The organism is Pseudomonas sp. PAMC 25886 (assembly GCF_000242655.1).
GTDB lineage: Bacteria > Pseudomonadota > Gammaproteobacteria > Pseudomonadales > Pseudomonadaceae > Aquipseudomonas.
This window is the reverse complement of sequence record NZ_AHHC01000020.1, coordinates 194,232-220,801: the sequence shown is the minus strand read 5'-3', so window position 1 is coordinate 220,801 and position 26,570 is coordinate 194,232. Positions and strand designations below refer to the sequence as shown.

25 protein-coding genes and 1 riboswitch are annotated in these 26,570 nt (G+C 61.2%); of the genes, 12 read left to right on the top strand and 13 right to left on the bottom strand.

Annotated elements, in window-relative coordinates; genetic code table 11:
- The first annotated feature begins 142 nt into the window (after positions 1–142).
- A complete protein-coding gene (trhA, locus tag MUM_RS0104925; RefSeq protein WP_008434116.1) occupies positions 143–760 on the top strand; it encodes a PAQR family membrane homeostasis protein TrhA in 618 nt (205 codons plus the stop codon).
- Here the strand turns inward: trhA and MUM_RS0104920 are convergent.
- On the bottom strand, positions 755–1,657 hold the full coding sequence (locus MUM_RS0104920) for a LysR family transcriptional regulator (protein ID WP_010167638.1): 903 nt from the start codon (positions 1,655–1,657) through the stop codon (positions 755–757). The two genes, trhA and MUM_RS0104920, sit on opposite strands and share 6 nt — an antisense overlap.
- Positions 1,658–1,765: 108 nt before the next feature.
- Here MUM_RS0104920 and MUM_RS0104915 point away from each other — a divergent pair, with 108 nt between their 5' ends.
- Genes MUM_RS0104915 through MUM_RS0104905 form a run of 3 tightly spaced genes read left to right on the top strand, consistent with a single transcriptional unit; the run spans position 1,766 to position 4,331 of the window.
- Positions 1,766–3,007, top strand: coding sequence for a D-amino acid dehydrogenase (locus MUM_RS0104915; RefSeq protein ID WP_010167637.1), 1,242 nt, complete (start codon positions 1,766–1,768; stop codon positions 3,005–3,007).
- A 10-nt stretch (positions 3,008–3,017) separates the two neighbouring features.
- The gene (locus MUM_RS0104910) at positions 3,018–3,371 is read left to right on the top strand and encodes a RidA family protein (RefSeq protein WP_010167635.1); all 354 of its coding nucleotides are present in this window, start codon (positions 3,018–3,020) and stop codon (positions 3,369–3,371) included.
- 24 nt (positions 3,372–3,395) lie between these two features.
- Positions 3,396–4,331 carry a transporter substrate-binding domain-containing protein gene (locus MUM_RS0104905; protein WP_010167633.1) on the top strand — a complete coding sequence of 312 codons (936 nt, stop codon included), beginning with the start codon at positions 3,396–3,398 and terminating at the stop codon, positions 4,329–4,331.
- Positions 4,332–4,465: 134 nt separating this feature from the next.
- On the opposite strand, the gene MUM_RS0104900 is transcribed toward MUM_RS0104905, so the two are convergent.
- The gene (locus MUM_RS0104900; RefSeq protein ID WP_010167631.1) at positions 4,466–5,185 is read right to left on the bottom strand and encodes a 16S rRNA (uracil(1498)-N(3))-methyltransferase; all 720 of its coding nucleotides are present in this window, start codon (positions 5,183–5,185) and stop codon (positions 4,466–4,468) included.
- 91 nt (positions 5,186–5,276) lie between these two features.
- Entirely contained in the window at positions 5,277–6,683 is a 1,407-nt protein-coding gene (locus MUM_RS0104895; protein ID WP_010167629.1) for an adenosylmethionine--8-amino-7-oxononanoate transaminase, read from the bottom strand.
- A gap of 280 nt (positions 6,684–6,963) precedes the next feature.
- Between MUM_RS0104895 and MUM_RS0104890 the strand changes: the two genes are divergently transcribed.
- Together MUM_RS0104890 and MUM_RS0104885 are read left to right on the top strand one after the other, a co-directional pair.
- Positions 6,964–7,515 (top strand): cytochrome b, encoded by a 552-nt coding sequence (locus MUM_RS0104890; RefSeq protein ID WP_010167627.1) that lies wholly within the window; start codon positions 6,964–6,966, stop codon positions 7,513–7,515.
- 32 nt (positions 7,516–7,547) lie between these two features.
- On the top strand, positions 7,548–8,144 hold the full coding sequence (locus MUM_RS0104885; protein WP_010167625.1) for a YceI family protein: 597 nt from the start codon (positions 7,548–7,550) through the stop codon (positions 8,142–8,144).
- 68 nt (positions 8,145–8,212) lie between these two features.
- On the opposite strand, the gene MUM_RS0104880 is transcribed toward MUM_RS0104885, so the two are convergent.
- The 5 genes from MUM_RS0104880 to ahcY form a co-directional block, all read right to left on the bottom strand.
- On the bottom strand, positions 8,213–10,096 hold the full coding sequence (locus MUM_RS0104880; RefSeq protein ID WP_010167623.1) for a DEAD/DEAH box helicase: 1,884 nt from the start codon (positions 10,094–10,096) through the stop codon (positions 8,213–8,215).
- A 222-nt stretch (positions 10,097–10,318) separates the two neighbouring features.
- The gene (locus tag MUM_RS0104875) at positions 10,319–11,122 is read right to left on the bottom strand and encodes a substrate-binding periplasmic protein (protein ID WP_010167621.1); all 804 of its coding nucleotides are present in this window, start codon (positions 11,120–11,122) and stop codon (positions 10,319–10,321) included.
- A gap of 70 nt (positions 11,123–11,192) precedes the next feature.
- The gene (locus tag MUM_RS0104870; RefSeq protein WP_010167620.1) at positions 11,193–12,275 is read right to left on the bottom strand and encodes a hypothetical protein; all 1,083 of its coding nucleotides are present in this window, start codon (positions 12,273–12,275) and stop codon (positions 11,193–11,195) included.
- Positions 12,276–12,350: 75 nt separating this feature from the next.
- The gene (metF, locus tag MUM_RS0104865; protein ID WP_010167618.1) at positions 12,351–13,196 is read right to left on the bottom strand and encodes a methylenetetrahydrofolate reductase [NAD(P)H]; all 846 of its coding nucleotides are present in this window, start codon (positions 13,194–13,196) and stop codon (positions 12,351–12,353) included.
- Between the two features lie 71 nt (positions 13,197–13,267).
- Positions 13,268–14,677, bottom strand: a complete 1,410-nt coding sequence (gene ahcY / locus MUM_RS0104860) for an adenosylhomocysteinase (RefSeq protein WP_010167616.1) — start codon at positions 14,675–14,677, stop codon at positions 13,268–13,270.
- 21 nt (positions 14,678–14,698) lie between these two features.
- Positions 14,699–14,804: riboswitch (S-adenosyl-L-homocysteine riboswitch) on the bottom strand.
- 198 nt (positions 14,805–15,002) lie between these two features.
- Between ahcY and MUM_RS0104850 the strand changes: the two genes are divergently transcribed.
- The 3 genes from MUM_RS0104850 to MUM_RS0104840 all read left to right on the top strand — a co-directional run bounded on the left by MUM_RS0104850 (position 15,003) and on the right by MUM_RS0104840 (position 18,424).
- Complete coding sequence (locus MUM_RS0104850; protein ID WP_010167614.1) at positions 15,003–15,407, top strand: acyl-CoA thioesterase; 405 nt, start codon at positions 15,003–15,005, stop codon at positions 15,405–15,407.
- Between the two features lie 98 nt (positions 15,408–15,505).
- On the top strand, positions 15,506–17,473 hold the full coding sequence (locus MUM_RS0104845; RefSeq protein WP_081480052.1) for a patatin-like phospholipase family protein: 1,968 nt from the start codon (positions 15,506–15,508) through the stop codon (positions 17,471–17,473).
- Between the two features lie 63 nt (positions 17,474–17,536).
- Positions 17,537–18,424, top strand: coding sequence for a formate/nitrite transporter family protein (locus MUM_RS0104840; RefSeq protein WP_010167610.1), 888 nt, complete (start codon positions 17,537–17,539; stop codon positions 18,422–18,424).
- Here the strand turns inward: MUM_RS0104840 and MUM_RS0104835 are convergent.
- Positions 18,418–19,683 (bottom strand): cation:proton antiporter, encoded by a 1,266-nt coding sequence (locus MUM_RS0104835; RefSeq protein ID WP_010167608.1) that lies wholly within the window; start codon positions 19,681–19,683, stop codon positions 18,418–18,420. The two genes, MUM_RS0104840 and MUM_RS0104835, sit on opposite strands and share 7 nt — an antisense overlap.
- 157 nt (positions 19,684–19,840) lie before the next feature.
- Entirely contained in the window at positions 19,841–21,010 is a 1,170-nt protein-coding gene (locus MUM_RS0104830; RefSeq protein ID WP_010167606.1) for an MFS transporter, read from the bottom strand.
- A gap of 199 nt (positions 21,011–21,209) precedes the next feature.
- On the opposite strand from MUM_RS0104830, the gene MUM_RS0104825 reads away from it, so the two are divergent.
- Positions 21,210–22,043, top strand: coding sequence for an EamA family transporter (locus MUM_RS0104825; protein ID WP_010167604.1), 834 nt, complete (start codon positions 21,210–21,212; stop codon positions 22,041–22,043).
- Positions 22,044–22,074: 31 nt separating this feature from the next.
- Positions 22,075–22,461, top strand: coding sequence for an MAPEG family protein (locus MUM_RS0104820; protein WP_010167602.1), 387 nt, complete (start codon positions 22,075–22,077; stop codon positions 22,459–22,461).
- Positions 22,462–22,555: 94 nt separating this feature from the next.
- On the opposite strand, the gene mltA is transcribed toward MUM_RS0104820, so the two are convergent.
- Entirely contained in the window at positions 22,556–23,728 is a 1,173-nt protein-coding gene (gene mltA, locus MUM_RS0104815) for a murein transglycosylase A (protein ID WP_010167600.1), read from the bottom strand.
- A gap of 128 nt (positions 23,729–23,856) precedes the next feature.
- On the opposite strand from mltA, the gene MUM_RS0104810 reads away from it, so the two are divergent.
- Complete coding sequence (locus tag MUM_RS0104810; RefSeq protein ID WP_010167598.1) at positions 23,857–24,306, top strand: c-type cytochrome; 450 nt, start codon at positions 23,857–23,859, stop codon at positions 24,304–24,306.
- 6 nt (positions 24,307–24,312) lie between these two features.
- Here the strand turns inward: MUM_RS0104810 and MUM_RS0104805 are convergent, their stop codons facing one another.
- Positions 24,313–24,708, bottom strand: coding sequence for a DUF1090 domain-containing protein (locus MUM_RS0104805; RefSeq protein WP_010167597.1), 396 nt, complete (start codon positions 24,706–24,708; stop codon positions 24,313–24,315).
- Positions 24,709–24,789: 81 nt separating this feature from the next.
- Complete coding sequence (ligB, locus tag MUM_RS0104800) at positions 24,790–26,475, bottom strand: NAD-dependent DNA ligase LigB (RefSeq protein ID WP_010167596.1); 1,686 nt, start codon at positions 26,473–26,475, stop codon at positions 24,790–24,792.
- Positions 26,476–26,570: the final 95 nt, after the last annotated feature.

The window sequence follows — 26,570 nt, the reverse complement described above, 5'->3', positions numbered from 1 at the left end:
GAGCGAGGTGCTTTTATGTGGGATGAAGCGAATCATCTATCGGCGTGTGCATTTGGGCAAATGAAGAAAGGTTGTTACCTGATATTGGCCGGGTGACGTCAGAATGGACTAGGTGATAACGGTTATTCGAGGTGAGTGACACATGTATCACGGGGAACGATTTAACGCCTGGAGCCACTTGCTCGGGGCGGTTGCGGCTTTTGTGGGCGCGGTATGGATGTTGGTGGTGGCCGGTATGGACGGCAGCCCCTGGAAGATTGTCAGCGTGGCGATCTACGGTTTCACGTTGTTGGTGCTGTACAGCGCGTCGACCGTGTACCACAGCGTGCGCGGGCGCAAGAAAGCGATCATGCAGAAGGTGGATCACTTTTCGATCTACCTGTTGATTGCCGGCAGCTACACACCGTTTTGCCTGGTGACGCTGCGCGGGCCGTGGGGCTGGACGCTGTTCGGGATTGTGTGGGGGCTGGCGGTGATCGGCATCCTGCAAGAGATCAAGCCGCGCTCCGAGGCGCGGATCCTGTCGATTGTGATCTACGCCGTGATGGGCTGGATCGTGCTGGTGGCGGTCAAGCCGTTGATTGCGGCGCTGGGGCCCACCGGGTTTGCCTGGCTGGCCTCGGGCGGGGTGCTGTACACCGTGGGTATTATTTTCTTTGCCCTGGAGGACCGCCTGCGGCACTCCCACGGTATCTGGCATTTGTTCGTGATCGGCGGCAGCCTGCTGCATTTTGTGGCGATCATGGGGTATGTGTTATAGCCGGTCCAGTTGCTCCTGGGCGCGGCTGCCGAAGATCTCCAGCAGGCCCGCCAGCATGTGCGGCGGCGGTTCGTCGGTGCGGGTCAAGGCGTACAGCGTGATGGGCAGCGGCGGTGCCAGCGGGCGAATGCAGGTGGTCGCCGGTGACGCGCCGAGGGCGGTGAACGGGTCGATGACAGCCAGCCCGGCGCCCGACTCGACCATGGCCCTGGCCAGTGAATAGGTCTGCACCGCGATGCTGACCCGGGGCGGCGGATCCACCGCCTCCAGGTAGCTGTCCAGCTTGGCCGACAACGGGTCGGCGCTGGACAAGCCAATCAACGGCGCGCCCGCCAGCGCCATCAGCGGCAGCGGTTTGCCCAATTCGTTTTCCTTCCAGTAACCCAGTGGCGCCAGCGCCACCAAGACGCCGTGGGCCAACGCCTGGGCGCTCAGCCCCGGGTGATCGGGCGGCTGCAGGGTCAATGCCACGTCGACTTCGCGCATCAACAGGTTTTGCACCAGCTCGCGGCTGTGGGCGCTGGACAGCTCGCAGGCGATGTCCGGGTAGCGATGGGTCCATTCGCGGATGGCCGGCGGCAGCAATGACAAGGCCAGCGCTGGTGTCGCGCCGATACGCAGGCTTTGGCCCGGCTCACGTCGCAGGTTCTGTGCCAGGCGCCGCACGCCTTGCAGGCTCTCGGTCACTTTGTCGACCTCCCGCTCCAGCGCCAACGCTTCCGGCGTCGGTTGCAGCTTGCCGCGGATACGCAGGAACAGCGGGAAGCCCAGCTGCAACTCGGCGTGTTGCAGCACCTTGCTCACCGCCGGCTGCGAGACGTGCAGCAACTGGGCGGCGGCGCTGATGGAGCCGGTCTGGCGGATGGCCTGGAAGATTTCGATATGACGCAAGCGCATGGGCAGTCCATAACCTTTGTTTATGGGTGACCCATCTTTATTCATTGTCCCGCCGCTGTCACCTGCCCCTAACCTTCAACCCGGACAACACAGGGTTAAGGAACGGACATGGCTCAGCAGGTTTGCATCATCGGCGGTGGGGTTATCGGCCTGGCGAGTGCCTATGCGCTGGTGCGTGCCGGTATGCAAGTGACGGTGGTCGAGGCCCGGGAAACCCTGGGCAGCGAGACCAGTTTCGCCAACGGCGGGCAGTTGTCCTATCGCTATGTCGCGCCCCTTGCAGATAAAGGCGTGCCGCTGCAAGCCATCGGCTGGATGCTGCGCGGTGACTCGCCGCTGAAGCTGCGCCCGCGCATGGACCCGGCCCAGTGGCGCTGGATGGCTTCATTCCTGGGCGCCTGCCGTGGCTCGGTGAACCAGCGCAATGCGGCTCATCTGCTGCGCCTGGCGTCCCTGAGCCAGAACACCCTGCAACGCTGGCGTGAAGAAGACCAACTGGGCGACTTCCACTGGCGGCGCAACGGCAAGCTGGTGACCTTTCGCACCCTCGACAGCTATGAGCGCGCACTGAATAAAGTCACCGACCCGTTGCAACAGCAAGTGCTCTCGGCGGCGGACTGCGAGCGGCTGGAACCGACCCTGGACGGCGGCCGTTTCTTTGGCGGCATCTACACGCCCAACGAAGAGGTGGGCGACTGTCATGCCTTCTGCCAGCAACTGGCGGCGCGCCTCGAAGCGTCGGGGCGCTGCACATTTCTGCTGGGACGCAAGGTGACGAGAATCCATCATCACGCAGGCCGTGTGCATTCGATTGAAATGGGCGACGAGGCGCTGTCTGTCGAGCACCTGGTATTGGCCGCCGGACACCGCAGCCCCGAGCTGGCCTTGCCCGGCATGTCATTGCCGCTCTATCCCCTCAAGGGCTACAGCCTGAGCGTGCCGATTGGCGCGCAGCATCAGGCGCCGAATATCAGCATCACCGACTACGACCGCAAGATCGTCTACGCGCGCATCGGTGAACAACTGCGGGTGGCGGCGATGGTGGATATCGTCGGCTTCGACACCCGGCTTGAACCCAAGCGCCTGGCGCTGATTAAACGCCAGGCCCTTGAGACTTTCCCGCTGGCCGGTGATTACCCGCATGCGGTCGAATGGGCCGGCATGCGCCCGGCCACACCTACCGGCGTGCCGGTGATTGGTGCCACCGCCTTCAGCAACCTGTGGCTTAACCTTGGCCACGGTGCCCTCGGGTTTACCCTGGCCTGCGGCAGCGGGCAGGTGCTGGCCGAGCTGATCGGCCAGCACACTACTTCCATTGATATGCAGGGCTTCGCGCCCCGTGCCGCTTGAGGATATTCCGATGACCATCACCCGAATCAACAGCAACAATCGCCTGTCTGGCGCCGTGGTGTTTCAGGATCTGGTGTTCCTGTCCGGACAGGTGCCGGGGGAGGGCCGGGATGTGACGACACAGACCCAGGAGGTGCTGGCCAAGATTGACGCGTTGTTGGCCGAGGCCGGCAGCGACAAGGATCATCTGCTGAACGCAACGATCTACCTCAACAACATCGAGCAGGGTTTTGCGCCGATGAATGAAGTCTGGTCCGCCTGGTTGTCACCGGGGCAGGCACCGACGCGTACCACATTGCAGGCGCAACTGGCCCGGCCGGATGTGCTGGTCGAGATCAGTGTCATTGCTGCCCGTCGTCCATAACTAAAACAAAAACGGAGAATACCAATGCAAAAACTGTGGCGAGGGGGCTTGTCCCCCGTTGGGCTGTGCAGCAGCCCCATACTCTTCCTGGCCCTGATATTGAGCGCTCAGGCCCAGGCAACCGAGGCCCCCCTGGAAGGCACGCTGAGCAAGATCGCCTCCACCAAAAGTATCACCCTCGGCTACCGCGATGCCTCGGTGCCGTTCTCCTACGTCGGTAACCACAGCGGCAAGCCCATGGGTTATTCGGTGGAGTTGGCGAACAAGATCGTCGAACGCATCCAGCAGAAAACCGGGGTGCCGAAGCTCAACGTGAAGTACAACCTGGTGACCTCCCAGACCCGGATTGCCCTGGTGCAGAACGGCACCGTGGATCTGGAATGCGGTTCCACCGGCGTGACCGCCGAGCGGCAGAAACAGGTGGCGTTTTCCTACGGGTTTATCTACGTGAAGGGCCAATTGCTGACCGCCAACGACAGCGGCATCAAAAGCTTCGCCGACCTTAAGGGCAAGAACGTGGTGACCACCGCCGGCACCACCAACGAGCGTTTTCTCAAGAGCTACAACGTTGATCACAAACTGAACATGTCAGTGATCAGCGCCAAGGACCATGGCGAAGCGTTCCAGATGCTGCAATCCGGCCGGGCGGCGGCGTTCTACATGGACGACGCGTTGCTCTACGGCGAGCGCGCCAAGGCCAGGGACCCGCACAAGTGGGTGGTGGTCGGGGAAGAACAGTCGCGGGAAATCTACAGCTGCATGGTGCGCAAGGACGACCCGCAGTTTCTCGCGGTGGTCAACGAAACCCTGGCCGGGCTGTATAGCTCGGGGGAGATCAACGGGATTTACCAGCGCTGGTTTGAACAACCGATCCCGCCCAAGGGCTTGAACCTGGAATTCCCGATGACCAGTGAGTTGAAGGCGATTATTGCCAAGCCGGTGAGCGATCCGGTGGAGTAATGGAGTGGTAACCCGATCAAAATGTGGGAGCTGGCTTGCCTGCGATAGCGGTGTATCAGCAACAGATGTAGGGCTGACCCACCGCTATCGCAGGCAAGCCAGCTCCCACATTTGATTGGGTTTGCAAAGCGAGTTTAGAAATCGCCCCAGAGTTGTTGGGCTACGGCCAGCGCCACAACCGGTGCTGTTTCGGTACGCAGTACCCGTGGGCCCAGGCGTGCCGAATGGAAACCTGCACCCTGGGCCGTCTCGACTTCGCCATCGGTCAAGCCACCCTCCGGCCCGATCAGGAAGGCCAGGCTCCCAGGCTTGGCATGGCTCACCAGCGGCTCGGCCACCGGGTGCAGCACCAGCTTCAAATCTGCCTCGACTTGCTTCAACCAATCCGCCAGCAACAGCGGTGGGTGAATCACTGGCACTCGCGAGCGGCCGCACTGCTCGCACGCGCTGATCGCCACCTGGCGCCAGTGTTGCAAGCGCTTGTCGGCGCGCTCGTCCTTGAGGCGCACTTCGCAGCGGTCGCTGAAGATCGGGGTGATTTCATTCACCCCAAGCTCGGTGGCTTTCTGGATCGCCCAGTCCATCCGCTCGCCACGGGACAGGCCCTGGCCGAGGTGGATCTGCAACGGCGACTCAATCTGCCCGGCGAAGGTTTCGGTGACCTGCACCACCACACGTTTTTTACCGACTTCCAGCAAGCTGGCGCGAAACTCCTGGCCGGAGCCGTCGAACAGTTGCACGGCGTCGCCTTCGCTCATGCGCAATACGCGGCTGATGTAGTGCGCCTGGGCTTCCGGCAACTCGTGGTCGCCAAGGCTCAGGGGGGCGTCGACAAAAAAGCGGGACAGTCTCATTTCTGTTCTCGGAAGAAATACAAAACCTGTGGGAGCCGAGCTTGCTCGCGATGACGCAAGCCTTGGCACCCGGTTAATCAAGTGAACTCAATCAACCCGGATCACGAAACCCCGGGTGGAAATCCTTGGGCACCGCCACGCTGACCTTGCTGTTGGTGGCGATATCGATCCCTTCGCTGGCCACTTCTGCCAGGAAGTCGATCTGCTCCGGAGTAATCACGTACGGCGGCAGGAAGTACACCACGCTGCCCAACGGCCGCAGCAACGCGCCGCGCTCCAGGGCATGTTCAAACACCTTCAGGCCACGGCGTTCCTGCCACGGGTAGGCGGTCTTGGTGGCCTTGTCCTGCACCATCTCGATGGCCAGCACCATACCGGTCTGGCGCACCTCAGACACGTGAGGGTGGTCCACCAGGTGCGCGGTGGCGGTCGCCATGCGCTGGGCCAGGGCCTTGTTGTTTTCGATGACGTTGTCTTCTTCGAAGATATCCAGGGTTGCCAGGGCCGCCGCACACGCCAGCGGGTTGCCGGTGTAGCTGTGGGAGTGCAGGAAGGCGCGCAGGGTCGGGTAGTCGTCGTAGAAGGCGTCGTACACGTCGTCGGTGGTGACCACGGCGGCGAGCGGCAGATAGCCGCCGGTCAGGGCCTTGGACAGGCACAGGAAGTCCGGGCGGATGCCGGCCTGCTCACAGGCGAACATCGTGCCGGTGCGGCCAAAGCCCACGGCGATTTCGTCGTGGATCAGGTGCACGCCATAGCGGTCACAGGCCTCGCGCAGCAGCTTGAGGTACACCGGGTGGTACATGCGCATGCCGCCGGCGCCCTGGATCAGCGGCTCGACGATCACGGCAGCGACGGTGTCGTGGTTTTCGGCGAGGGTCTGCTCCATGGCCTGGAACATATTGCGTGAATGTTCTTCCCAGCTCATGCCTTCGGGGCGCAGGTAGCAATCCGGGCTCGGCACCTTGATGGTGTCCAGCAGCAGCGCCTTGTAGGTTTCAGTGAACAACGGCACATCGCCCACCGACATCGCGGCGATGGTTTCGCCGTGGTAGCTGTTGGTCAGGGTGACAAAGCGCTTCTTGTTCGGCAGGCCGCGGTTGAGCCAATAGTGAAAGCTCATCTTCAGCGCGACTTCGATGCACGACGAACCGTTGTCGGCGTAGAAGCAGCGGGTGAGGCCCTCGGGGGTCATCTTCACCAGGCGCTCCGACAGCTCGATCACCGGCTGGTGGCTGAAGCCGGCGAGGATCACGTGCTCCAGCTGATCAACCTGGTCCTTGATGCGCTGGTTGATGCGCGGGTTGGCGTGGCCGAACACGTTGACCCACCAGGAGCTGACGGCGTCGAGGTAGCGTTTGCCTTCGAAGTCTTCCAGCCAGATGCCTTCACCGCGCTTGATCGGGATCAGTGGCAGTTGCTGGTGGTCTTTCATCTGGGTGCAGGGATGCCAGAGCACCGCAAGGTCGCGTTGCATCCACTGATTATTCAAACCCATGTTCATTCTCCTCGAAGCGGCTCGCGGCAGGCGCGGGCGAAACAATCGCGCAAGCCTATGCAATGCCGGCCTGTGCCACAACCCATTGCGGGTTTGAAGCGTAAATTGATGGTAAACACAGGACAGTCCGTCACGTTTCTTCTGGATAGTCCTTAATCTCTTGTTAACTTACTCTGCATACGCTCTTGATCGTATTTCTCGATATTTCAAAGCGAAATTTTCCGCTTTAATTCGATAGGTAAATCGATAGTCTTGGCACAGCTCTTACGGGATTTGGGACATGCAACTACGTAATTCATCGGCCCGTTACGGCTGGGTCAGTATTGTTTTGCACTGGGGCGTGGCCCTGGTGGTGTTCGGTCTGTTCGCGTTGGGCCTGTGGATGGTCGGTCTCGACTACTACAGCACCTGGCGCAAAGACGCCCCGGACCTGCACAAGAGCATCGGCATCACGCTGTTCGCCATCATGCTCGTGCGGATCGTCTGGCGTTTGCTCAGCCCGCCGCCGCCACCGCTTGCCAGCTATAGCCGCATGACACGCCTGGGGGCTGCGTTTGGCCACGCATTCCTGTATCTCGGGTTGTTTGCCGTGATGATTGCCGGTTACCTGATTTCCACCGCAGACGGTGTCGGGATCCCGGTGTTTGGCCTGTTTGAGATTCCTGCGCTGGTTTCCGGGCTACCGGACCAGGCAGACACTGCAGGCGTGGTGCATTTGTACCTGGCCTGGGTATTGGTGGTGTTCGCCGGCCTCCATGGTGTGGCTGCGCTGAAACACCATTTCATTGATCGTGATGTGACCCTGGTTCGTATGCTGGGGCGCAAAGCCTGATGTTCAACCTCGACTCACAAGGAATAGAAAGCATGTTGAAAAAGACTCTCGCCGCTCTGGCCATTGGTTCTGCTCTGCTGACTGCCGGTCAGGCGATGGCAGCTGACTACGTTGTCGACAAGGAAGGCCAGCACGCCTTCGTGGACTTCAAGATCAGCCACTTGGGCTACAGCTTCATCACCGGTACCTTCAAGGACCTGGACGGCAAATTCAGCTTCGACGCTGCCAAGCCTGAAGACAGCAAGATTGAGTTCAACGTCCGTACCGCCAGCGTATTCACCAACCACGCCGAACGTGACAAGCACATCGCCAGCAAAGACTTCCTGGACGTTGGCAAGTTCGCCGATGCCAAGTTCGTTTCCACCAGTGTTAAAACCACCGGTAAAAACGCTGCTGGCCAAGTCACTGCCGACGTCACCGGCGACCTGACCTTCCATGGCGTGACCAAGCCTATCGTGGTCAAGGCCACCTTCCTGGGTGAAGGCAAGGATCCATGGGGCGGCTACCGTGCCGGCTTTGAAGGTACTACTTCCTTCAACCGCCAGGACTTCGGCAAGCAGATGGACCTGGGCCCAGCGTCCAACACGGTTGAGCTGTACGTGACGTTTGAAGGTGTGAAAGCGAAGTAATTTTCGCCAGCCACACAAAAATGCCCCGGATCTCGCGATCCGGGGCATTTTTTATGAAGCGCTGAAAATCAGCGGTTGCGGGTCAGCAACGCCGGCTTTTCACCACGTGGACGGCCTGGCAGTTGATCCAACTGCTCGGGGGTCAGCGTGCGATCGCTTTTCGACTCTTTGTGGATGATCTTCGGTGCCGGGCCGCCGCGCGGGTTTTGCACCGCAGGCTCAGACAAACGAGGTTGATCATCACGGGCCGGGCGACGGTTGCGCGACTCTTCGCGACGGGCCTGGCCGTCACGCGGTGCGCCGTTACGCGGGCCGCTGCGCTTGGCCGGAGGGGTGCCGGTGGTGGCGCCGTTGCTGCTGCGCGGACCGTTCTGACGGCCTTGTGGCTGGCCGCCGGTACGCGGAGCACCTGCGCCTGCACCCTGTGCCGGGGCACCTGGACGGCGACCACGACCCTGGGCCGGCTTGGCCTGGGGCACGTAGTCAACGCGGTTACCGAAGTTGTCCACGTCATCGTCGAGGAACTCGTCCGGCGCACGGTCGGCAGCGGCACGTGGCGGCTGGCTCGGCTGGCGCTGTTCGCGGGCCGGGGTACCTTCACGAGGCTTCTGCTCACGGGCCGGGCGTTCGCCACGGCCATTGGTCGCAGCCTTATCCTTGCCGCCCTTGTCCTTGCCCTTGTCTTTACGACCGCCACCACCGCCGCCGCCGTTCGGGCCATCGCCCTTCGGACCGCGTGGGTTGTTGCGCGGGTTACGCACGTCCGGACGCTCGCGTACTTCAGGCTTCTCAGCCTCAACGGCGCTGGAGTCGAAGCCCATCAGGTCGCCGTCGGCGATTTTCTGCTTGGTCATGCGCTCGATGCTTTTCAGCAGTTTTTCTTCGTCGGGAGCGACCAGGGAAATGGCCTCGCCCGAACGACCGGCCCGGCCAGTACGGCCGATGCGGTGCACGTAGTCTTCGTCGACGTTTGGCAGCTCGAAGTTGACCACGTGTGGCAACTGGTCGATGTCCAGGCCGCGAGCGGCGATATCGGTGGCCACCAGGATGCGCACTTCACCGGCCTTGAAGTCGGCCAGGGCTTTGGTGCGGGCGTTCTGGCTCTTGTTGCCGTGGATCGCGACGGCGGTGAGGCCGTGCTTGTCCAGGTACTCGGCCAGACGGTTGGCGCCGTGCTTAGTGCGGGTGAACACCAGCACCTGTTCCCACGCGCCGGCGGTGATCAGGTGGGCCAGCAGGGAACGCTTGTGAGCGGCGGGCAGGCGGAACACGCGCTGCTCGATACGCTCGACCGTGGTGTTCGGCGGCGTGACTTCGATGCGCTCGGGGTTGTGCAACAACTTGCCCGCCAACGCGGTGATGTCGTTGGAGAACGTGGCCGAGAACAGCAGGTTCTGGCGTTTGGCCGGCAGGCGCGCGAGGACCTTTTTCACGTCATGGACAAAGCCCATGTCGAGCATGCGGTCGGCTTCGTCCAGCACGAGGATTTCCACGTGGGACAAATCGACGCTGCCTTGGCCGCACAGGTCGAGCAAACGACCCGGGCAGGCAACCAGTACGTCGACACCGCGGGACATGGCCTGAACCTGTGGGTTCATGCCGACGCCGCCGAAGATGCAGGCGCTGACGAACTTCAAGTCGCGGGCATACAGCTTGAAGCTGTCATGCACTTGGGCGGCGAGTTCGCGGGTAGGGGTCAGGACCAGTACGCGCGGTTGGCGCGGGCCATGACGCTGGGATTTGTCCGGGTGACCGTTGGGGAACAACCGCTCCAGGATCGGAAGGGCGAAGCCGCCGGTTTTACCAGTACCTGTCTGAGCCGCAACCATCAGGTCGCGACCTTGCAACACGGCGGGAATGGCCCGCTGTTGCACCGGAGTAGGCTCGGTATAGCCCGCTGCCTCGATGGCGCGGACTAAAGCCTCGGAGAGACCGAGGGAAGCAAAGGACATGAGTAATCCTGTTTTAGTTAGGGCTTGGCCCAGAGGGATAGTCTTGCCTGGCGTGAATGGCGTTTAGATGAACGCAATCCCGTCCGGTCCTGCTGGGGCTGGCGGGCACTCAGACGGCTCGCGCGGGCTTGAAAGCTGCGCTGTAGCGGGGTCGGGTGCCTTTTGCAAGACCGAAGCGTCCGGGCGTAAGCCTGGCGGAAAGGCCGGAGTATAACAGAGCAATCACTCTGCGCTGCTTTCCTGCTGCTCAACGGTGTTCGCGGGCAGGGCCAGCGCGCTGGTTTGAGCACTCGTGCTGGCGTATTTGGCGCTCAAGGCCGCGTAGGCCGGCTCTTGCTTGAAGCGTTTGAGTTCGGCGGCAAAGCGTTGCACCAGTAAATCCATGCCGGCACCACGGCGCACGGCCAGGAATTGTGGCTGGCTGCTCACCACTTGGGGCGCCTGGGTGATCTGGTCCTCAAGCCCGAGGGCCTTGAGCACATGCTGGCCGACCCTTCGGTCGGTAATCACCAGGTCGATCCGCCCAAGGGCCAGTTTGCCGAAGTTGGCCTCATGGCTGGCGGCCGGCTCCTGCTTGAACAGGGTGGATTCGCTGAATTCGGCGCCGTAGAGGTAGCCCGGCGAGGTGCCGATGGTCAGGCCACGCAGGTCGTCGAAGGTCTGGAACGGGTGCGGGCGGTCATTGGCGTAGAACAGCACGAACTCGACCCTGGACAGTGGCTCGCTGGGGTACAGCAGCACCGCGTCGCGTTCATGGCTGTGGAAAATATCCAGTGCGCCATCGGCCTGGCCTTGGTCGAGCATCGCCAGGCAGCGTTTCCAGGGCAGAAACTGCCAATCCACATCGATGCCCAGGCGCTGGAACACGATCACCGTGGTCTCGTAGTCGAGCCCGCGCATGGTGCCGTTGTCGTCATACACGTAGGGCGCCCAGGGCTCGGTGACAATACGCAGTTTCTCGCCGTGGGCGCCGAGGCTCAGGCAAGCAAAAAGAACAGCAGTCAACAACCGGAAAGTGACAGGCATGCCCTGAGATTACGACTGTATCGGACTAAAGAGAAGCTCTGGCACAGTGATCTGCGGGCGCTCGCGAGGTTTACTTGCCCGGAGATTTGATCAGGTGTTCGTAGATCGCCTCGCGCCGCTCACCCAGAATCAGCCGTACCAGAGGATTGGCAAACCAGTGTTCCAACAGGTGAGCGTCAACCGGCTGGCCCTGGCGCTCTTCCTGGTTTTGCCGGGCCTTGTCCCACCAAACCGGGCCACACGCCTGGTCGAACTCGTTTTCATGTTCATAGCAGCCGTAGAGGATTTCCCGGATGAACTGCTGTTGGTGCTTGGGCAATGCCAGGGTGATCAGCTTGTACATCAAGCGTTGCAGGCGCGGCGGGCGGGGCAGGTGGGCGGAAACCTGGCGCGTGTCGTCCAGGGCTGTGGCGCTGGTGGGGTTCGCCCGATGCTTGGCGATCCACGCCTTGACCTTGGCCCGGAACAACTGCTTGCGGCTCCAGTAGTGATGGATCAGGTCCGGGCATTCACGCACGTTGAGGGTGCGATAGGCGGCAATCGACAGGCAGAACTCTTCCAGGGTGTAGGCGCCCTGGGCATGGGGGAACAGTTCGTCCATCAGTTCGATCGAACGGTCGAGGATGTGCGCGTCCTGCTGCGTGAGGCCCATGACGCCGGAGTTGAGGGTCATCATGTCGTCGTCGGCCACGCCCATGTCCAGCAGGCGCTGATACAAGGCGCTGTACAGGATGCTTTCGTGGTTGTCGCCATACTTGGTGTAGAAGGCGTTGCACAGCAGGGTGCCGGGCTGCACGCGTTCAAACAGCGCCAGGGGCGAATGATGGAAAAACGTGTCGGTGTCGATCAGCAGCGCCACGTCGGATTCTTGCAATACTTGCCGCAGCACCACGTGCTTGGTGCGGAAGTGGTAGCCGTGGGGCTCGCTCCAGCGTTTGCGGGTGGCCTCATCCAGTGGGCGCACCCGTACCGGCAGCAGGCGATAAGGCTCGGGGTTGTCGCTGAAAACCTGGATATCGATGCCTGTATCCGGCGCATCGCGCAGGAACGACAGGGCGCTGGCGATGCTGAATACGGCTTCCTGATGGTAAGTCTCTGCGCCGAACACCAGGTAGACCAGTTGCGGGCGGGACGTCGGGGCGGCTGTATTCATGGACTGCAGAATTCCGTGTACGTTTAGAACGACAAAGGCCCTCATTATGAGGGCCTTTGCATTTCGGAACAGACCTTAGCGTGGCAGCTTGAGGTTGTTCCAGATAGCGAGGCTTGGCTCGGCCTGGTTCAGGGTATAGAAGTGCAGCCCTGGTGCGCCACCTTGCAACAATTGTTCACACATTTCGCTGATGACCTGTTCGCCGAACGCCTGGATGCTCTTGACGTCATCGCCGTAAGCTTCCAGTTGTTTGCGGATCCAGCGTGGGATTTCAGCGCCGCAGGCGTCAGAGAAACGCGCCAGTTTGCTGTAGTTGGTGATCGGCATGATGCCCGGCACCACCGGGATGTTCACGCCCATCGCCTGCACACGTTCAACGAAGTAGAAGTAGCTCTCGGCGTTGAAGAAGTACTGGGTGATCGCGCTATTGGCGCCGGCGTTGGCCTTACGCACGAAGTTCTGCAGATCGTCTTCGAAATTGCGTGCCTGGGGGTGCATCTCCGGATAAGCGGCCACTTCGATGTGGAAGTGATCGCCGGTTTCTTCACGGATGAAGCTCACCAGGTCATTGGCGTAGCGCAGCTCGCCGCTGGCCATGCCCATGCCGGACGGCAGGTCACCGCGCAGGGCGACGATGCGCTTGATGCCGGCTTGCTTGTATTGGGTCAGCAGGCCGCGCAGGTCGGCCTTGCTGTCGCCCACGCAGGACAAATGCGGAGCAGCAGGTACGTTGACTTCGCTTTCCAGCTGCAACACGGTATTGATCGTGCGATCGCGGGTGGAGCCACCGGCACCGTAGGTGCAGGAGAAAAAGTCGGGGTTGTAGCTGGCCAACTGCTTGGCTGTCGCCATCAGTTTTTCATGCCCAGCATCGGTCTTGGTCGGGAAGAACTCGAAGCTGTAGCGACGGTCTTGGGACATGGTCATACCCTTGGGAACTCGAAAGCCTGTAAGGCAAACCCGCCCCTTGAGGGGGCGGGCAGCCAAGCCGATCAGTAGCGGTAAGCGTGCGGCTTGAACGGACCTTCAACGCCCACACCGATGTAGTCGGCCTGGGTCTTGGTCAGTTGAGTCACTACGCCGCCGAAGCCGCGGACCATTTCCAGGGCCACTTCTTCGTCGAGTTTCTTCGGCAGTACTTCCACGGTCAGGCGCTCGGCTTTCTGGGCAGGCGACAGGTCGGCGTATTTCTGGCCGAACAGGAAGATCTGGGCCAGTACCTGGTTGGCGAACGAGCCATCCATGATGCGGCTTGGGTGGCCAGTGGCGTTGCCCAGGTTTACCAGACGGCCTTCGGCCAGCAGGATCAGGTAGTCGTCGTTCTGCGGGTCGAAATCACCAGCACCGGTACGGTGAACCTTGTGTACCTGTGGCTTCACTTCTTCCCATGCCCAGTTCTTGCGCATGAAAGCGGTGTCGATTTCGTTGTCGAAGTGACCGATGTTGCACACCACGGCGCGCTTTTTCAGGGCCTTGAGCATGTTCGAATCGCACACATTCACGTTACCGGTGGTGGTCACGATCAGGTCGATCTTGCCCAGCAGGGCCTTGTCGATGCTTGCTTCGGTGCCGTCATTGACGCCATCGATGAACGGCGAAACCACTTCGAAACCGTCCATGCAGGCTTGCATGGCGCAGATCGGGTCAACTTCGGAAACCTTGACGATCATGCCTTCCTGACGCAGGGACTGGGACGAACCCTTGCCCACGTCACCGTAACCGATCACCAGGGCTTGTTTACCCGACAGCAGGTGGTCGGTACCGCGCTTGATCGCATCGTTCAGGCTGTGACGGCAGCCGTACTTGTTGTCGTTCTTGCTCTTGGTCACCGAGTCGTTGACGTTGATGGCCGGGATTTTCAGCTCGCCCTTGGCCAGCATGTCCAGCAGGCGGTGTACGCCGGTGGTGGTTTCTTCGGTCACGCCGTGGACTCGGTCGAGGATCTGCGGGTACTTCTTGTGCAGCAACTCGGTCAGGTCACCGCCGTCGTCGAGGATCATGTTGGCGTCCCATGGCTTGCCATCCTTGAGGATGGTTTGCTCCAGGCACCACTCGTACTCTTCTTCGGTCTCGCCTTTCCAGGCGAACACGGCGATACCGGCAGCAGCGATAGCGGCAGCGGCCTGGTCTTGAGTCGAGAAAATGTTGCAGGACGACCAACGTACTTCGGCACCCAGGGCAACCAGGGTTTCGATCAGCACGGCAGTCTGAATGGTCATGTGGATGCAGCCGAGAATCTTCGCGCCCTTGAGCGGCTGCTCAGCGGCGTACTTGCGACGCAGGCCCATCAGGGCTGGCATTTCGGATTCGGCGATAAAGGTTTCGCGACGGCCCCAGGCAGCGAGGGACATGTCGGCGACTTTGTAGTCGGTAAAACCTGCAGGCGTGATTACAGCGCTCATGAAGAGCCTCCATTCGTAGTGTGCGAATGGGCGCCGTTGTGCGTTTAGTATCCAGCTGGCTAACCAGGCCGGACAACGCCCCATCCGAGCCTGACAGGTCGAGCCTGCTGCAGCGCCCCTCGGACAGGTGGCGGGAGAACGGTATCAATCGAAGATGACCGTTTTGAAGCGGAGGCGATTATAGCCGTCTGCGCCTGACTTCTAAAGCCTTTCTGTCGGCGGCATGAAGATCGCGCATGGGGCTGATAGGCAATGGCTCATAGAGCTTGGGCCCGGCCTCTGCCATGATGTTGTCCATCATTTCGCAACACGCTTTGGAGTGAACATGAACTTCCACACCCGCAAATGGGTAAAACCCGAAGACCTCAACCCCAACGGCACCCTGTTCGGTGGCAGCCTGCTGCGCTGGATCGACGAAGAAGCGGCCATCTACGCGATTGTCCAGTTGGGCAACCAGCGGGTGGTGACCAAGTACATCTCTGAAATCAACTTCGTCAGCGCCTCGCGCCAGGGCGACATCATCGAGTTGGGCATCACCGCCACCGAGTTTGGCCGCACCTCCATCACCCTGACCTGCGAAGTGCGTAACAAAATCACCCGCAAGAGCATCCTGACCGTGGAAAAAATGGTCTTCGTCAACCTGGGTGAAGACGGCTTGCCGGCGCCTCATGGGCGTACCGAGATCAAGTACGTGAAGGACCAGTTCCAGGAAGACGGCATCAGCGAATAATCTCGGCCGGGAGCGGCTTGTTTACAAGACGCTTCCGGATGGACCTTTCCCAGGCTCTCTCGTCACACAGGACTACAACCTGTAGAGAGAGTCGACATATGGAACTGTTAAATCCTACTCAGCCTTCATTCCCTCAATCATCGTCACCCGTTGCCCGGGATGTTGTTGGAAGTGGTCTGGCAGCGGCGGCCGACACGGTTTTGGCGCCTGTCGTCGAAAGGCGTGGTCCGGCCACCGTCCAGCCTCAAGGTACGAAAACGTCCCTGGTAGACGGTGCTGGCGAACGTACGTTGGCGTTGAGTCGCTATCAGAATGGCGTGGTGGAAGTGACGCTGTCCCCGCCGCCGATCACCCACCTGGTACTCAGTGGCGGCGGTGCCAAGGGCATCGCCTATCCGGGGGTGGTCCAGGCGCTTGAAGATAAAAACGCCTTGAAGGATATCCGCAGTATTTCAGGCTCATCTGCCGGCGGTATTTCGGCAGCCCTGATTGCCAGTGGGATGGGGGCCAAGGACTTCGACACGCTGTCGGACCGCCTTGAATTGCCCAAGCTGCTGAACAGCAAACACGCCATTCCTGCATGGCTGCAGGACGCGAGTTCGAGTGTCGGGAAGGTGGCGGGCAAGGTCAGCAGCCTGGCAGAGGTTTTGTTTAACGTGTTGCCACGCCTTGGCTCCAAGGCCGAACCCCTCGAGGCATTGGTGCGCGACGAGTCGCGAAAAACGGTGCTGGCGCACATTGCCGATTTGCCCAGGGACCAGCGCACACCACAAATCCTGGCGATTGCGGACAAATTAAGTGCGGGCGGCGCGACGACGTTCGGTGATTTGCAGGTGTTGAGCCGGCATATCCCGGCAATCAAAGAGCTCAATATCACGGGTACCGGCTTGTTCGAGGGCCGACCGCAATTGGTGGTGTTCAATGCCAGTCTCGCGCCGGACATGGACATCGCGCGCGCCGCGCATATTTCGGGGGCGCCGCCGGTGGTGTTCAAGGCGCCGCAGGAGCAAGGGCATGGGTTTCAGGAAAACGGCGAGAAAACCTTCTTTCAGGATGGCGGCCTGCTGCTCAACACTCCTGCCACTGACTTTTTCCAGCGCACGTTTCCCGCCAGTGCAATCGCCGATACTGAACAACTGATCTTGAAGTTCGACGGTGATGAGCCCGCGGCAGTGCGCGGCAGTCGCCTTGACGGTTTCAAGGACGGGTTTCTCGGGATCCCGAACGCGGCCAATCATGAGCTGATGGCCTCGAAACTTAACGCCATGAAGGATCAGACGGTCGTTATGCCACTGAAGACCGGGATGGGTGACTTCAGCGGCTTTCTCAACGGCACGATCAATTTCACCATGCCGCTGGAGGTCAAGAATCACCTGCAGCAACTCGCACGGGCTGCGGTGAATGCCCATGTGGAAAAGCGCTCTGAAGTGCGGGAGCAGTATTTATTCGGCTCGATTGAAGGTGCTGTTTTGGCCATGAGCGATTCCATGCTTGCCAGCGTAAAGGACGCACTTGATCAGGACGAAGCGTCCAGTGACGTGCTGCGTTTTCGAAACGAAGCCCGGCAGGGGCTTGCCATGCTTGATAAGGCTGTCGCGTCGGCCAACACCGGCGATCGGCTGCAAATGACGCCTGAATTGGCGTCGGCGTTGCGCAACCTGGACGCCCTGGCCAGCCGCCCGGAATACGTCGAGTGGCTTGGAGTTCGCCTCAATGATGCGGACAAGCCCAATTTTCAGCAGCTGCTGCAAGCGCCGCATCAGAACGCGTCAAGGGTCCTGGCAAGTGCCATCAGCGAAATGAAAAAGCGCAATATCGCGGTGATCGCCGACAACTTCACTCGGGAGGTTCTCTATCCCTCGTTGTTTCGCCCGGGCCAGCCGGATTCGAATGTCGCCCTGCTGCGTCGGGTTGAACACAACCTGGGCCGGGCAACGACGCCGGCCCAGGTCAACCAGGCGCTCGATGACATCGTTGAAAACTACGTGGCACGTAATAAACCCTGGTCGCAGCCAGGGCGCTCCACGACAGTGGAAATGGCCAAGGCATGGCGCCTGGCGGTTTAGTGGCTGAACAGTCCTGAACGCCGCGTGTCGTAGCTAAAAGCACACAACGAATTCAGGAACGCCATGGCCACTGAAAAAGACGGCAAGACCCCCAACCTGTCGCAGGAAGAGCAACACGACGTCGACAAGAACCAGCCGCCTCGTGCGGCGGTTCTGCACGAAATCATCCGCACCCAGGGCGACCAGGAACTGGAGCGTACCGTGGCTGCCCTATGGTGGTCGGCGCTGGCCGCCGGCCTGACCATGGGCCTGTCGCTGATGGGCATGGGCTTGCTCAACTCGCGGTTGCCGGACGGTGAAGGGTTCAAGGTGATTGCCAGTTTTGGTTACTGCGCGGGCTTTCTTGCGGTCATCCTCGCGCGCCAGCAGTTGTTTACTGAAAACACCCTGACGGCAGTGTTGCCGGTGATGAGCAAGCCCACCCTGGGCAATGCCGGCCGGCTGCTGCGCTTATGGACGGTGGTGCTGGTGGGCAACCTGTGCGGCACCCTGCTGGTGGCGTACGTGATGCTGCACCTGCCGATCTTCGACACCAAGACCGACCTGGCCTTCCTGGAAATCGGCCGCAAGGTCATGGAGAACGACACCTCCCAGATGTTCGCCAAGGGCATCGTGTCCGGTTGGATGATCGCCACCATGGTCTGGATGATCCCGTCCATGGAAAGCGCCAAGCTCTGGATCATCATCCTGATCACCTACCTGATGGCGCTGGGAGACTTCACCCACATCGTGGTGGGTTCGGCGGAAGTGTCGTATTTGGTGTTTGCCGGCGAACTGCCGTGGAAAGACTTTTGGCTGATCTTTGCCGGGCCGACGCTGGCGGGCAATATCATCGGCGGCAGCTTTATCTTTGCGCTGATCAGCCATGCGCAGATTCGCAGCGAAAGCAGTTTGCCGGGGAAAGCCGCTGCGGACCCGAGGCATCCGCAGCAGATCAACAAGGATCAGTGAGTGTCGGGCGTCGCGGCTGGCGCCGGCTCATCCTTGGTCACATGCTTGACCAGCTTGCCGATGCTCAAGCCCTGCAACAGGATCGACGACAGCACCACGATGTAGGTGATGCTCAGCAGCAAGTCACGCTCCGGGCCCAGCGGCAAGGCCAGGGCCAATGCCACGGAAACCCCGCCGCGCAGGCCGCCCCACGTGAGGATGCGGATGGTGCCGCGGGGTACTGTGCGCCAGCGTCGCAACAGCAGGATCGCCGGGGCCACCGTCAGCAGGCGTGACAGCAGGATCGCCACCGCCAGCAAACTGGCGGCCAGCACGTGCAGCCAGTTGAACGGCAACAGCAGAAGCTCCATGCCGATCAGCGCAAACAGCAGCGCGTTGAGCATGTCATCGAGCAGTTCCCAGAAGCCGTCGAGGTAGCGCCGGGTCATGTCGTTCATCGCCAGCTTGCGGCCCAGGTTGCCGATGATCAGGCCCGCGACCACCATCGCGATCGGTGCCGAGACGTGCAGTTCGGTGGCCATCGCCGAGCCGCCGATCACCAGGGCGAGGGTCAGCATCACTTCGATCTGATACTGCTCGATGCTCTTGATCATCAGGTACACGATGTAGCCGATCAGCCCACCGAATACCACGCCGCCAATCGCCTCATGGGCGAACAGCATGGCTGTAGCGCCGACGGTGGGCGTCTCGCCCAACTGCGCGATGCCCAGCAACACGGTGAACACCACCACGGCCGTGCCGTCGTTGAACAGTGATTCGCCGACGATCGTGGTTTTCAGCGGCTTGGACGCGTTGGCGGTCCGCAGTACCCCGAGCACGGCAATCGGGTCGGTGGGGGAAATCAGCGCGCCGAACAGCAGGCAGTACAGAAAGCTCACGTGCCAGCCGAACAGGGCAAAGATGTAGAAGGCCAGGCTGCCGATCACCACCGTGGCGATCAATACGCCGAACGTGGCGAGCAGGCCGATGGGCCAGCGGTAGCTGCGCAAGTCGCTCAGGTTGACGTGCAGGGCGCCGGCGAACAGCAGGAACGAGAGCATCCAGTTCATCAGCAAATCGCCGAAGTCGATCTGGCCGATCAACTGCTGGATGCGCTCTTCAAGGCCGGGGTAGCCGATAAAGCTCAAGCCTTGCAGCAGCAGGGAAAACATCAGCGCCGTCACCATCACACCGATGGTGGGCGGCAGGCCGATGAAGCGGTAGTTCACATACGTGAGCAGGGTGGTCAGGCAAATAAACGCAGCGACAAGTTCAAGCATCCGGGGTCCTTGGACAGAGGGGGGAGTGAAGATCAAATGTGGGAACTGTCGAGCCCCGGCGAGGCTGCGATGGCATCACCTCGGTGTGCTTGCAAGACCGCAGCGCCGGCATCGCAGCCTCGCTAAAGCTCGACAGCTCCCACACGGAACACATTTATCAGTTGGGTACGTTGACCGCAGTTGTACTGCGACGTTGCAGGTAAATGAAGAAAAGTGCCGCCAGTACCGTCAGGCAGCCCAGCAGTGCACCGGTCCAGGGCAGGTCCGACAGGTCGGCGCCGCTGGCCACTACCAGCCCGCCGATCCAGGCGCCGGCGGCGTTGCCCAGGTTGAAGGCGCTCTGGTTCAGGGTCGAGCCGAGGTTCGGCGCTTCGTGGGCCTGGTCGATGATCAGCAGTTGCAGGATCGGGCACAACGCGAAGGCGAATACGCCCCACAGCAGCAAGGTAATCGCCGCCGGGATCACCGAATGGCTGGTGTGGGAGAACACGGCCAAAATCAGCACCACCGCCAGGGCCATGCCCACCAGCGAGGGCAGCAGGCGGCTGTCGGCCAGGCGCCCGCCGAGCATGCTGCCCGCGGTGAGGCCGACGCCGAACAGCAGCAACATCAGCGTAATGCCGTGGGGGCTGACGCCGGTGATGTCTTGCAAAATCGGCGCGATGTAGGTGAAAACGCTGAACAGGCTGATGGAGGCCAGGACGCTCATGCTCAAGGCCAGCAGCACGTTGGGTTTGGTCAGCACCCTGAACTCGCTGGCGAGGTTGGCCTTGTCCATCGCAATGTGCTTGGGCAGCCACAGCCATTGGGCCACGGCGGCAATCACGCCGATGACCGACACCGCCCAGAACGTCGAGCGCCAACCGGCGTATTGGCCCAGCGCAGTGCCCAATGGCACGCCGAGCACGTTGGCCAGGGTCAGGCCGGTGAACATCATTGCAATCGCCTGTGCCCGTTTGTTCGGCGCCACCAGGCCGGCGGCCACTACCGAGCCGATGCCGAAGAACGCACCATGGCACAGCGCGGTGACCACGCGGGCGGCCATCAGCGTCGCGTAGTTCGGCGCCAGGGCGCACAGCACATTGCCGAGGATAAACATCACGGTCATGCCCAGCAGCGTGGCCTTGCGTGGCATGTTGGCGGTGCCGATGGCCAGGATCGGTGCGCCGAACACCACGCCCAGGGCGTAGCCGGTGATCAGCAGGCCGGCGTTTGGAATGCTCACGGACAGGTCACGGGCAACGTCGGGCAGCAAGCCCATGATGACAAATTCGGTGGTGCCGATGCCAAAGGCGGCAACGGCCAGTGCAAGCAAGGCGAGCGGCATGCGAGGATCTCCTGTCGGTAATCGTGACGCTCTGATCAGGCATACGCATGCCGGCTCCCTGATCGGGAGGGATCGGGCAGCAACAAACATTTATTGGTATAGGTCTTTGCGCAACTGAGTGCGGCGTGGTCGGCTTTAGTATAAACAGCTGATGACATATGGCGAATCAATTCTATGTTTTCTGACTGGGGAGTCACCGGTGATTGCAACGGCTCTGGTACTGGTAGCGGCGCTGTTGCACGCGACGTGGAACACCTTGATCAAATTCAGCGGCGAGCGCCTGTTGGTGATCGCGTGCATGGACAGCGTAGCGTTGCTGTTTGTCTTGCTGGCGGTGGGGTTCGTGTCGCTGCCGCCGCTGGACATCTGGCCGTGGATCATCGCTTCGGCGCTGTTTGAACTGCTCTACCGCTACCTGCTGATCCAGGCCTATCGCGTGGGTGACCTGGGGTTGGTGTACCCGCTGATGCGCGGGCTGTCGCCCCTGGTGGTGCTCGCGCTGACGCTGGTGTTTGCCGGTGAGGTGCTGAGCACCCAGCAGATCCTCGGCATTCTGCTGATTCCGTTCGGCATGTTGTGCCTGCTGTGGCAGGGCGGCGGCGGTGACCGGTTGCCCTGGTCGATGCTGCCGGTGGTGGCGTTGATTGGCCTGTGCATCGGTTGCTACACCTTCCTCGACGGCCAGGCGTTGCGCCGTTGGTCGCACCCGCTGGATTACCTGGTGTGGCTGACGCTGATCAGCGCCTGGCCGTTTCCGTTACTGGCGATGGTGCGCAAGCGGGCGGCGTTCGGTTTGTTCTGGCGCACGCAGTGGCGGCTGGGGCTGAGCGTCGGGTTGTGCGTGTTGTTGAGCTACGCTCTGGTGCTTTGGGCCATGCAACTGGGCTCGATTGCCGAGGCTGCCGCGCTGCGGGAAGTCAGCGTGATTCTGGTGGTGCTGTTCGGCATGCGTTACCTGAAAGAACCTTTCGGCCGCCCGCGGCTCATAGCCTGTGGGTTGGTGCTGATCGGCATGTTCGTGATGAAACTCTAACCGTCGGATAAAACTAAAAAAGGAATGGGTTATGACAGTCGCTTTCTGGTGTGTGTTGATCGCAATCTTTCTGCCGTACCTGTGCACGGGTGTAGCCAAGTTTAGCGGCGGCAAGTTCGGGCCCCGGCAGAACCATGACCCGCGTGCCTTCCTGGATACTCTGGAGGGGTTCGCCAAGCGGGCCCACAGTGCACAACTCAACAGCTTTGAAGTGACCCCGGCCTTTGCGGCGGCAGTGATCATTGCCCATTTGGCAGGCGGCGCTTCGCTGGTGACCATCAACGTACTGGCGGTACTGTTTATCACCAGCCGGTTGCTCTACATCATCTGCTACCTGGCGGACTGGGCGATGCTGCGGTCGGTGGTGTGGGCGCTGGGGATGGCGTTGATTGCGAGTTTCTTCTTCGTCTCGATCTAAAGCCTGGCACTGTTCAAATGTGGGAGCGAGCAAGTCGAATCGTCGCACCGCCGCTCCCACACAAGCCCGCTTCCACATAGGTCAGTGGTGTTATTCAGGTTCCTGTCGGTGCGTCCGGCACTTTCGGCAGCGCCGCACCTTTAGGCCACAGCATCCAGATCTGGCCCTGCTGCTTCATGTTGCCCGCCAGTTCCCCTGCGGCATCACCCGTTCCCCAGAACAGGTCGGCGCGCACTTCTCCGGTAATTGCACCACCGGTGTCCTGCGCGGCTACCGGGCGGGCAATCGGTGCGCCATCCGGTCGCGTAGTCGACAGCCACAACAGGCTGCCCAGCGGAATCACCTTGCGATCCACCGCCACGCTATAACCTGCAGTCAGCGGTACGTTCAGCGAGCCACGCGGGCCTTCGTTGCTGTCGGGGCGGGCGCTGAAGAATACGTAGCTGGGGTTGCTCGCCAGCAATTCAGGAATCCGCTGGGGATGAGCCTTGGCCCAGGCGCTGATGGCGCCCATGGTCACGTCTTCTTTTTTCAACTCGCCTTGCTCCACCAGCCAGCGGCCGATGGGGCGGTACGGGTAGCCGTTCTGATCGCCGTAACCGACACGCAATTGGCGGCCGTCGGCCAGTTGGATACGGCCCGAACCCTGGATCTGCAGGAATTGCAGGTCCATCGGGTTGGTCAGCCAGGCGATCGGCTTGGCGGTGGAGCCTTGCTGGTTGATGGCGCTGGCATCGTCATAAGGTTTGAGCACCCGACCTTCCAGGCGACCGCGCAGGCGCTTGCCCTTGAGTTCCGGGTAGATGCTTTCCAGGTTGACGATGATCAGGTCATCCGGCACGCCGAACACCGGCACATGGGCGGTGGCGGTTTCGGTGAGGCTGCCGGGGTAAACCGGTTCGTAGTAGCCGGTGATCAGGCCGTTGGGGCTGTTGTCTGCCGAACGCAGGCCGTAGACATCGAGGTTGGCCTTGAGGAAATCACGAATCGCCATCGCGGTGGACGGCACGCTGGCCGACGCCGCGCACGTCGTGCCCCACACCGGGTCGGCCTTGAGCCGTTGGCAGGCACTGCGCCAGGATTCGAAGCCGGCCTGCAGGTCGCTGTCTGACACCGCCGGCAGGTTTTCCCAGGTAGCGCCGACGTAGGTCGCGATGGCGTGGGGCTTGGCTTTTTCATCTTTGCCGGTGTCGCAACCGGCCAGCAACGCGATCATTGGCAGAGCCCACGCCAGGCGGCGGCTCCAGGGTTTAAAACGGGTATTCATGCACATGATTCCTGAAGCGATTGCCCGTGCCGGTCGGCGTTCGAGCAACCCTTATTATTAATAGGGGTATTGGTCTTTGCGGGCGGGGCGAGGATACTGGCCGCCGTTTCCCGTGACCTTGAGCCATCATGACTTTTAAAAGACTGACCGTTGTATTGCTGGCCTGCCTGACACTGTCCGCCTGCGGCGGGGTTGATCCGAATTCGCCCCTGGGCCAGCGCAAGGCCATTTTCAAGCAGATGCTCAAGACCGGCGAAGACCTGGGCGGCATGTTGCGTGGGCGCATTCCGTTCGACGGCGCAAAATTTGCCGAAGGCGCGGTCAAGCTCGATACGTTGTCCCATGAACCGTGGAAACATTTCCCGAGCGTGCGTGAAGAAGACCACACCAGCGCCAAGGACGACGTGTGGCAGCAACAGGCACGCTTCCAGGAAATGGCCCGAAACCTTGAAACGGCCACCGGTGAATTGGTGATCGCCAGTCAGGTCCAGCCTTACAAGGCGAGCAATCTCGGGCCTGCGGTGCAGAAAGTCGAAGATGCCTGCACCGCGTGCCACAAACAGTTCCGCGATCACTGAGGCGTCTTACTTGTCCAGTTCGTCCAGGGCGTCCTGCAAGTCCTTGCGTGACTGGGCCAGCTTGTCCTTGCGCTTGTTGATCTTGTCGGAATCACCCTTCTTCATTGCCTTGTCGAGGTCGGCCTGACGGCGGCTGACTTCGTGCTTGGCGTCGAGCACCTTGTTTTCGCGCTCCTTTTTCAAGGAGGCGTCGGTGCAGTTGGCAGTGACTTCACTCAGGGCTTTTTCGAGGCCGGCTTGCTGCTCGCTGTTGCCGTGGGCCTTGGCTTGTTCGATCTGGGTGCTGATGGCCTGGCGCTTGGCGGCGCAGCCGGTGAGTGGCGTGGTTTCTTCGGCTGCCAGCAGCGGCGTGGCCATCAGGGTCGCGACGGTCAACAGGGCAAAAGGTGCAAGAAATTTCATAAACGCTCCAAGGGGAACAAGGTCGCAATCAGGTGGGCAGGATGAATTCTGCCGGCACCGGTTAATGCCGCCGGGCAACGGTTAAAAACCATCTATTCCGGCAGCCCGTAATGTTTCACTCAAGGCCAGCACCTGCGGGTCGCGAAAAAAAGCGCTCAGTTGCGCCGCGCGGCCCGGGCCTATGCCGTCTTCTGCCAGCCAGGCTTGAGTGTCTTTGGCGGCCAGGGTTTGCCAGCCGCCTTGTAGATTGTTGCGGGCGGTGGGCGGTACTCCCAGGGCCATCAGCCATTGTGCGAACGGTCGCTGCCGGGCGCTGCGCAAGCTGTCGAGTAAACGCGCACTGCTGCGTTCACCGAATCCATCAATGTTAGCAAGCTCTGCCTCATCCAGGGTTAACCAATCGAGCAGGTCAACGATCAGACCGGCCTGAATCAAGCTGTTCCAGGTTTCGCGGCCGATGTGTGGCAGGGCCAGCCCCTGGGCGCCACTCAGCCAGGTCAACCGCGCGAGCAGTTGCTCTTCACAACCGGGGGCCAGTTGCCAACAACTCAACGGGTGAAAGTCCTTGGCCTGCGGGACCTGCAACTCGACCCGCGGCTGACTGCGCAGGATGACGCGGTCAAGACGCGGGATAACCTGGCCTGCGAGGCTGATGGAAACCTGGTCGCCAGGGCGGATATCCAGTTCCTGCCAACGTTTCAGTGAGCCAACACTGACTCGGCTGATGTTACGGTCGTCGAGCAGTACCGGCTCCAACTCCAGGATGGAGGTGATGCGCCCGGTACGGCCAATCTTGAAGTGCACCTTGTGTACATGGGCCAGCGCCTTGACCACCGGGTACTTCCAGGCAACCGCCCAATAGGGCGCGCTGACCCGCCATCGTTCTGCCGGCGCGCGCTGGCTTTGGTGCAGCACCACCCCGTCGCTGGCGAAGGGCAGTGGGTGGCTGTACCAGTAACTGCGCCAGTGCGCGGCTTCAGTGATGTCCTTGATCGGTTGACTGTAGCGCCCGCTGTCGGTGAAGCCCCATTGCGCAAGCTGGTTCAGCGCTTCGGAAAAGTCCCCGGGGCCTTTGGGCCATGCCCACACAAACAGACCGATATTGGCGGCGTCGGCTTCGCTCAACTGCCGGCGGTTCATCAGCCCGGCTACCTTGCTGCGGGCGCCGATGCCGCCTTTGACGGCTTGCACATGATCCGTCAGTCGCCAATAGAGTTCGCCTTGCAACAGCAGGTCTATAGGCTCGGGCAGTTGCTGGACGATTCCGGGGATCCTGCGAGCGGACGCTGACCAGTCCTGGCCCAGTTGGCCATCGCCGCGACTGATGAGCCGGCTCAGTCGGCCCTTGCGATAAACCAGTGTCACGGCGACGCCATCGACCTTGGGCTGAATCCACACGTCCTGACGAGTGCTCAACCAGCTTCGAACGGCGTTATCGTCCAGCAGTTTTTCCAGTCCGGTGTGAGGCGTCGGGTGGGAGATTGTGCCGCGTGCAGTGCCCAGCGGGTTATCCGTGACTGCAGCGCCGGGGGCAAAACAACTGCGCCATTGGGTCAGGCGCTGGCGGGCCTGGTCATAGAGCTCATCGCTGATAGGTGACTGGCCCAGCCGGTGGTAACTGTCATCCCATTGGCGGACCTGCTGCGCCAGGGTGGTGATCTGGGCTTGCGCGTGATCGGTGTCCCAGTCGGGGCACTCCCGTGCCCACGCCATGAGCGGCGAGAAACTGAGTAAAAAGAAAATCAGCAGGCGCATAGGCAACGTCATCATGAGCATCCTTGCTCTGAAAGGGCGCCCAGCCTATGCCATCCCTGAGGGCATAAAAAAGCCCCGCAATCGCGAGGCTGTTTACCCGATGTTTC

Coding starts and splice junctions, on each gene's coding strand:
- MUM_RS0104895 (WP_010167629.1), bottom strand. CDS start 6,683: ATGGGTTTGAATAATCAGTGGATGCAACGCGACCTTGCGGTGCTCTGG.
- MUM_RS0104835 (WP_010167608.1), bottom strand. CDS start 19,683: ATGCTTGAACTTGTCGCTGCGTTTATTTGCCTGACCACCCTGCTCACG.
- MUM_RS0104890 (WP_010167627.1), top strand. CDS start 6,964: ATGCAACTACGTAATTCATCGGCCCGTTACGGCTGGGTCAGTATTGTT.
- MUM_RS0104920 (WP_010167638.1), bottom strand. CDS start 1,657: ATGCGCTTGCGTCATATCGAAATCTTCCAGGCCATCCGCCAGACCGGC.
- MUM_RS0104870 (WP_010167620.1), bottom strand. CDS start 12,275: ATGAATACAGCCGCCCCGACGTCCCGCCCGCAACTGGTCTACCTGGTG.
- MUM_RS0104915 (WP_010167637.1), top strand. CDS start 1,766: ATGGCTCAGCAGGTTTGCATCATCGGCGGTGGGGTTATCGGCCTGGCG.
- MUM_RS0104820 (WP_010167602.1), top strand. CDS start 22,075: ATGACAGTCGCTTTCTGGTGTGTGTTGATCGCAATCTTTCTGCCGTAC.
- ahcY (WP_010167616.1), bottom strand. CDS start 14,677: ATGAGCGCTGTAATCACGCCTGCAGGTTTTACCGACTACAAAGTCGCC.
- MUM_RS0104900 (WP_010167631.1), bottom strand. CDS start 5,185: ATGAGACTGTCCCGCTTTTTTGTCGACGCCCCCCTGAGCCTTGGCGAC.
- MUM_RS0104905 (WP_010167633.1), top strand. CDS start 3,396: ATGCAAAAACTGTGGCGAGGGGGCTTGTCCCCCGTTGGGCTGTGCAGC.
- MUM_RS0104805 (WP_010167597.1), bottom strand. CDS start 24,708: ATGAAATTTCTTGCACCTTTTGCCCTGTTGACCGTCGCGACCCTGATG.
- MUM_RS0104810 (WP_010167598.1), top strand. CDS start 23,857: ATGACTTTTAAAAGACTGACCGTTGTATTGCTGGCCTGCCTGACACTG.
- MUM_RS0104845 (WP_081480052.1), top strand. CDS start 15,506: ATGGAACTGTTAAATCCTACTCAGCCTTCATTCCCTCAATCATCGTCA.
- mltA (WP_010167600.1), bottom strand. CDS start 23,728: ATGAATACCCGTTTTAAACCCTGGAGCCGCCGCCTGGCGTGGGCTCTG.
- MUM_RS0104885 (WP_010167625.1), top strand. CDS start 7,548: ATGTTGAAAAAGACTCTCGCCGCTCTGGCCATTGGTTCTGCTCTGCTG.
- MUM_RS0104850 (WP_010167614.1), top strand. CDS start 15,003: ATGAACTTCCACACCCGCAAATGGGTAAAACCCGAAGACCTCAACCCC.
- MUM_RS0104880 (WP_010167623.1), bottom strand. CDS start 10,096: ATGTCCTTTGCTTCCCTCGGTCTCTCCGAGGCTTTAGTCCGCGCCATC.
- MUM_RS0104830 (WP_010167606.1), bottom strand. CDS start 21,010: ATGCCGCTCGCCTTGCTTGCACTGGCCGTTGCCGCCTTTGGCATCGGC.
- MUM_RS0104910 (WP_010167635.1), top strand. CDS start 3,018: ATGACCATCACCCGAATCAACAGCAACAATCGCCTGTCTGGCGCCGTG.
- metF (WP_010167618.1), bottom strand. CDS start 13,196: ATGTCCCAAGACCGTCGCTACAGCTTCGAGTTCTTCCCGACCAAGACC.
- MUM_RS0104840 (WP_010167610.1), top strand. CDS start 17,537: ATGGCCACTGAAAAAGACGGCAAGACCCCCAACCTGTCGCAGGAAGAG.
- ligB (WP_010167596.1), bottom strand. CDS start 26,475: ATGACGTTGCCTATGCGCCTGCTGATTTTCTTTTTACTCAGTTTCTCG.
- trhA (WP_008434116.1), top strand. CDS start 143: ATGTATCACGGGGAACGATTTAACGCCTGGAGCCACTTGCTCGGGGCG.
- MUM_RS0104875 (WP_010167621.1), bottom strand. CDS start 11,122: ATGCCTGTCACTTTCCGGTTGTTGACTGCTGTTCTTTTTGCTTGCCTG.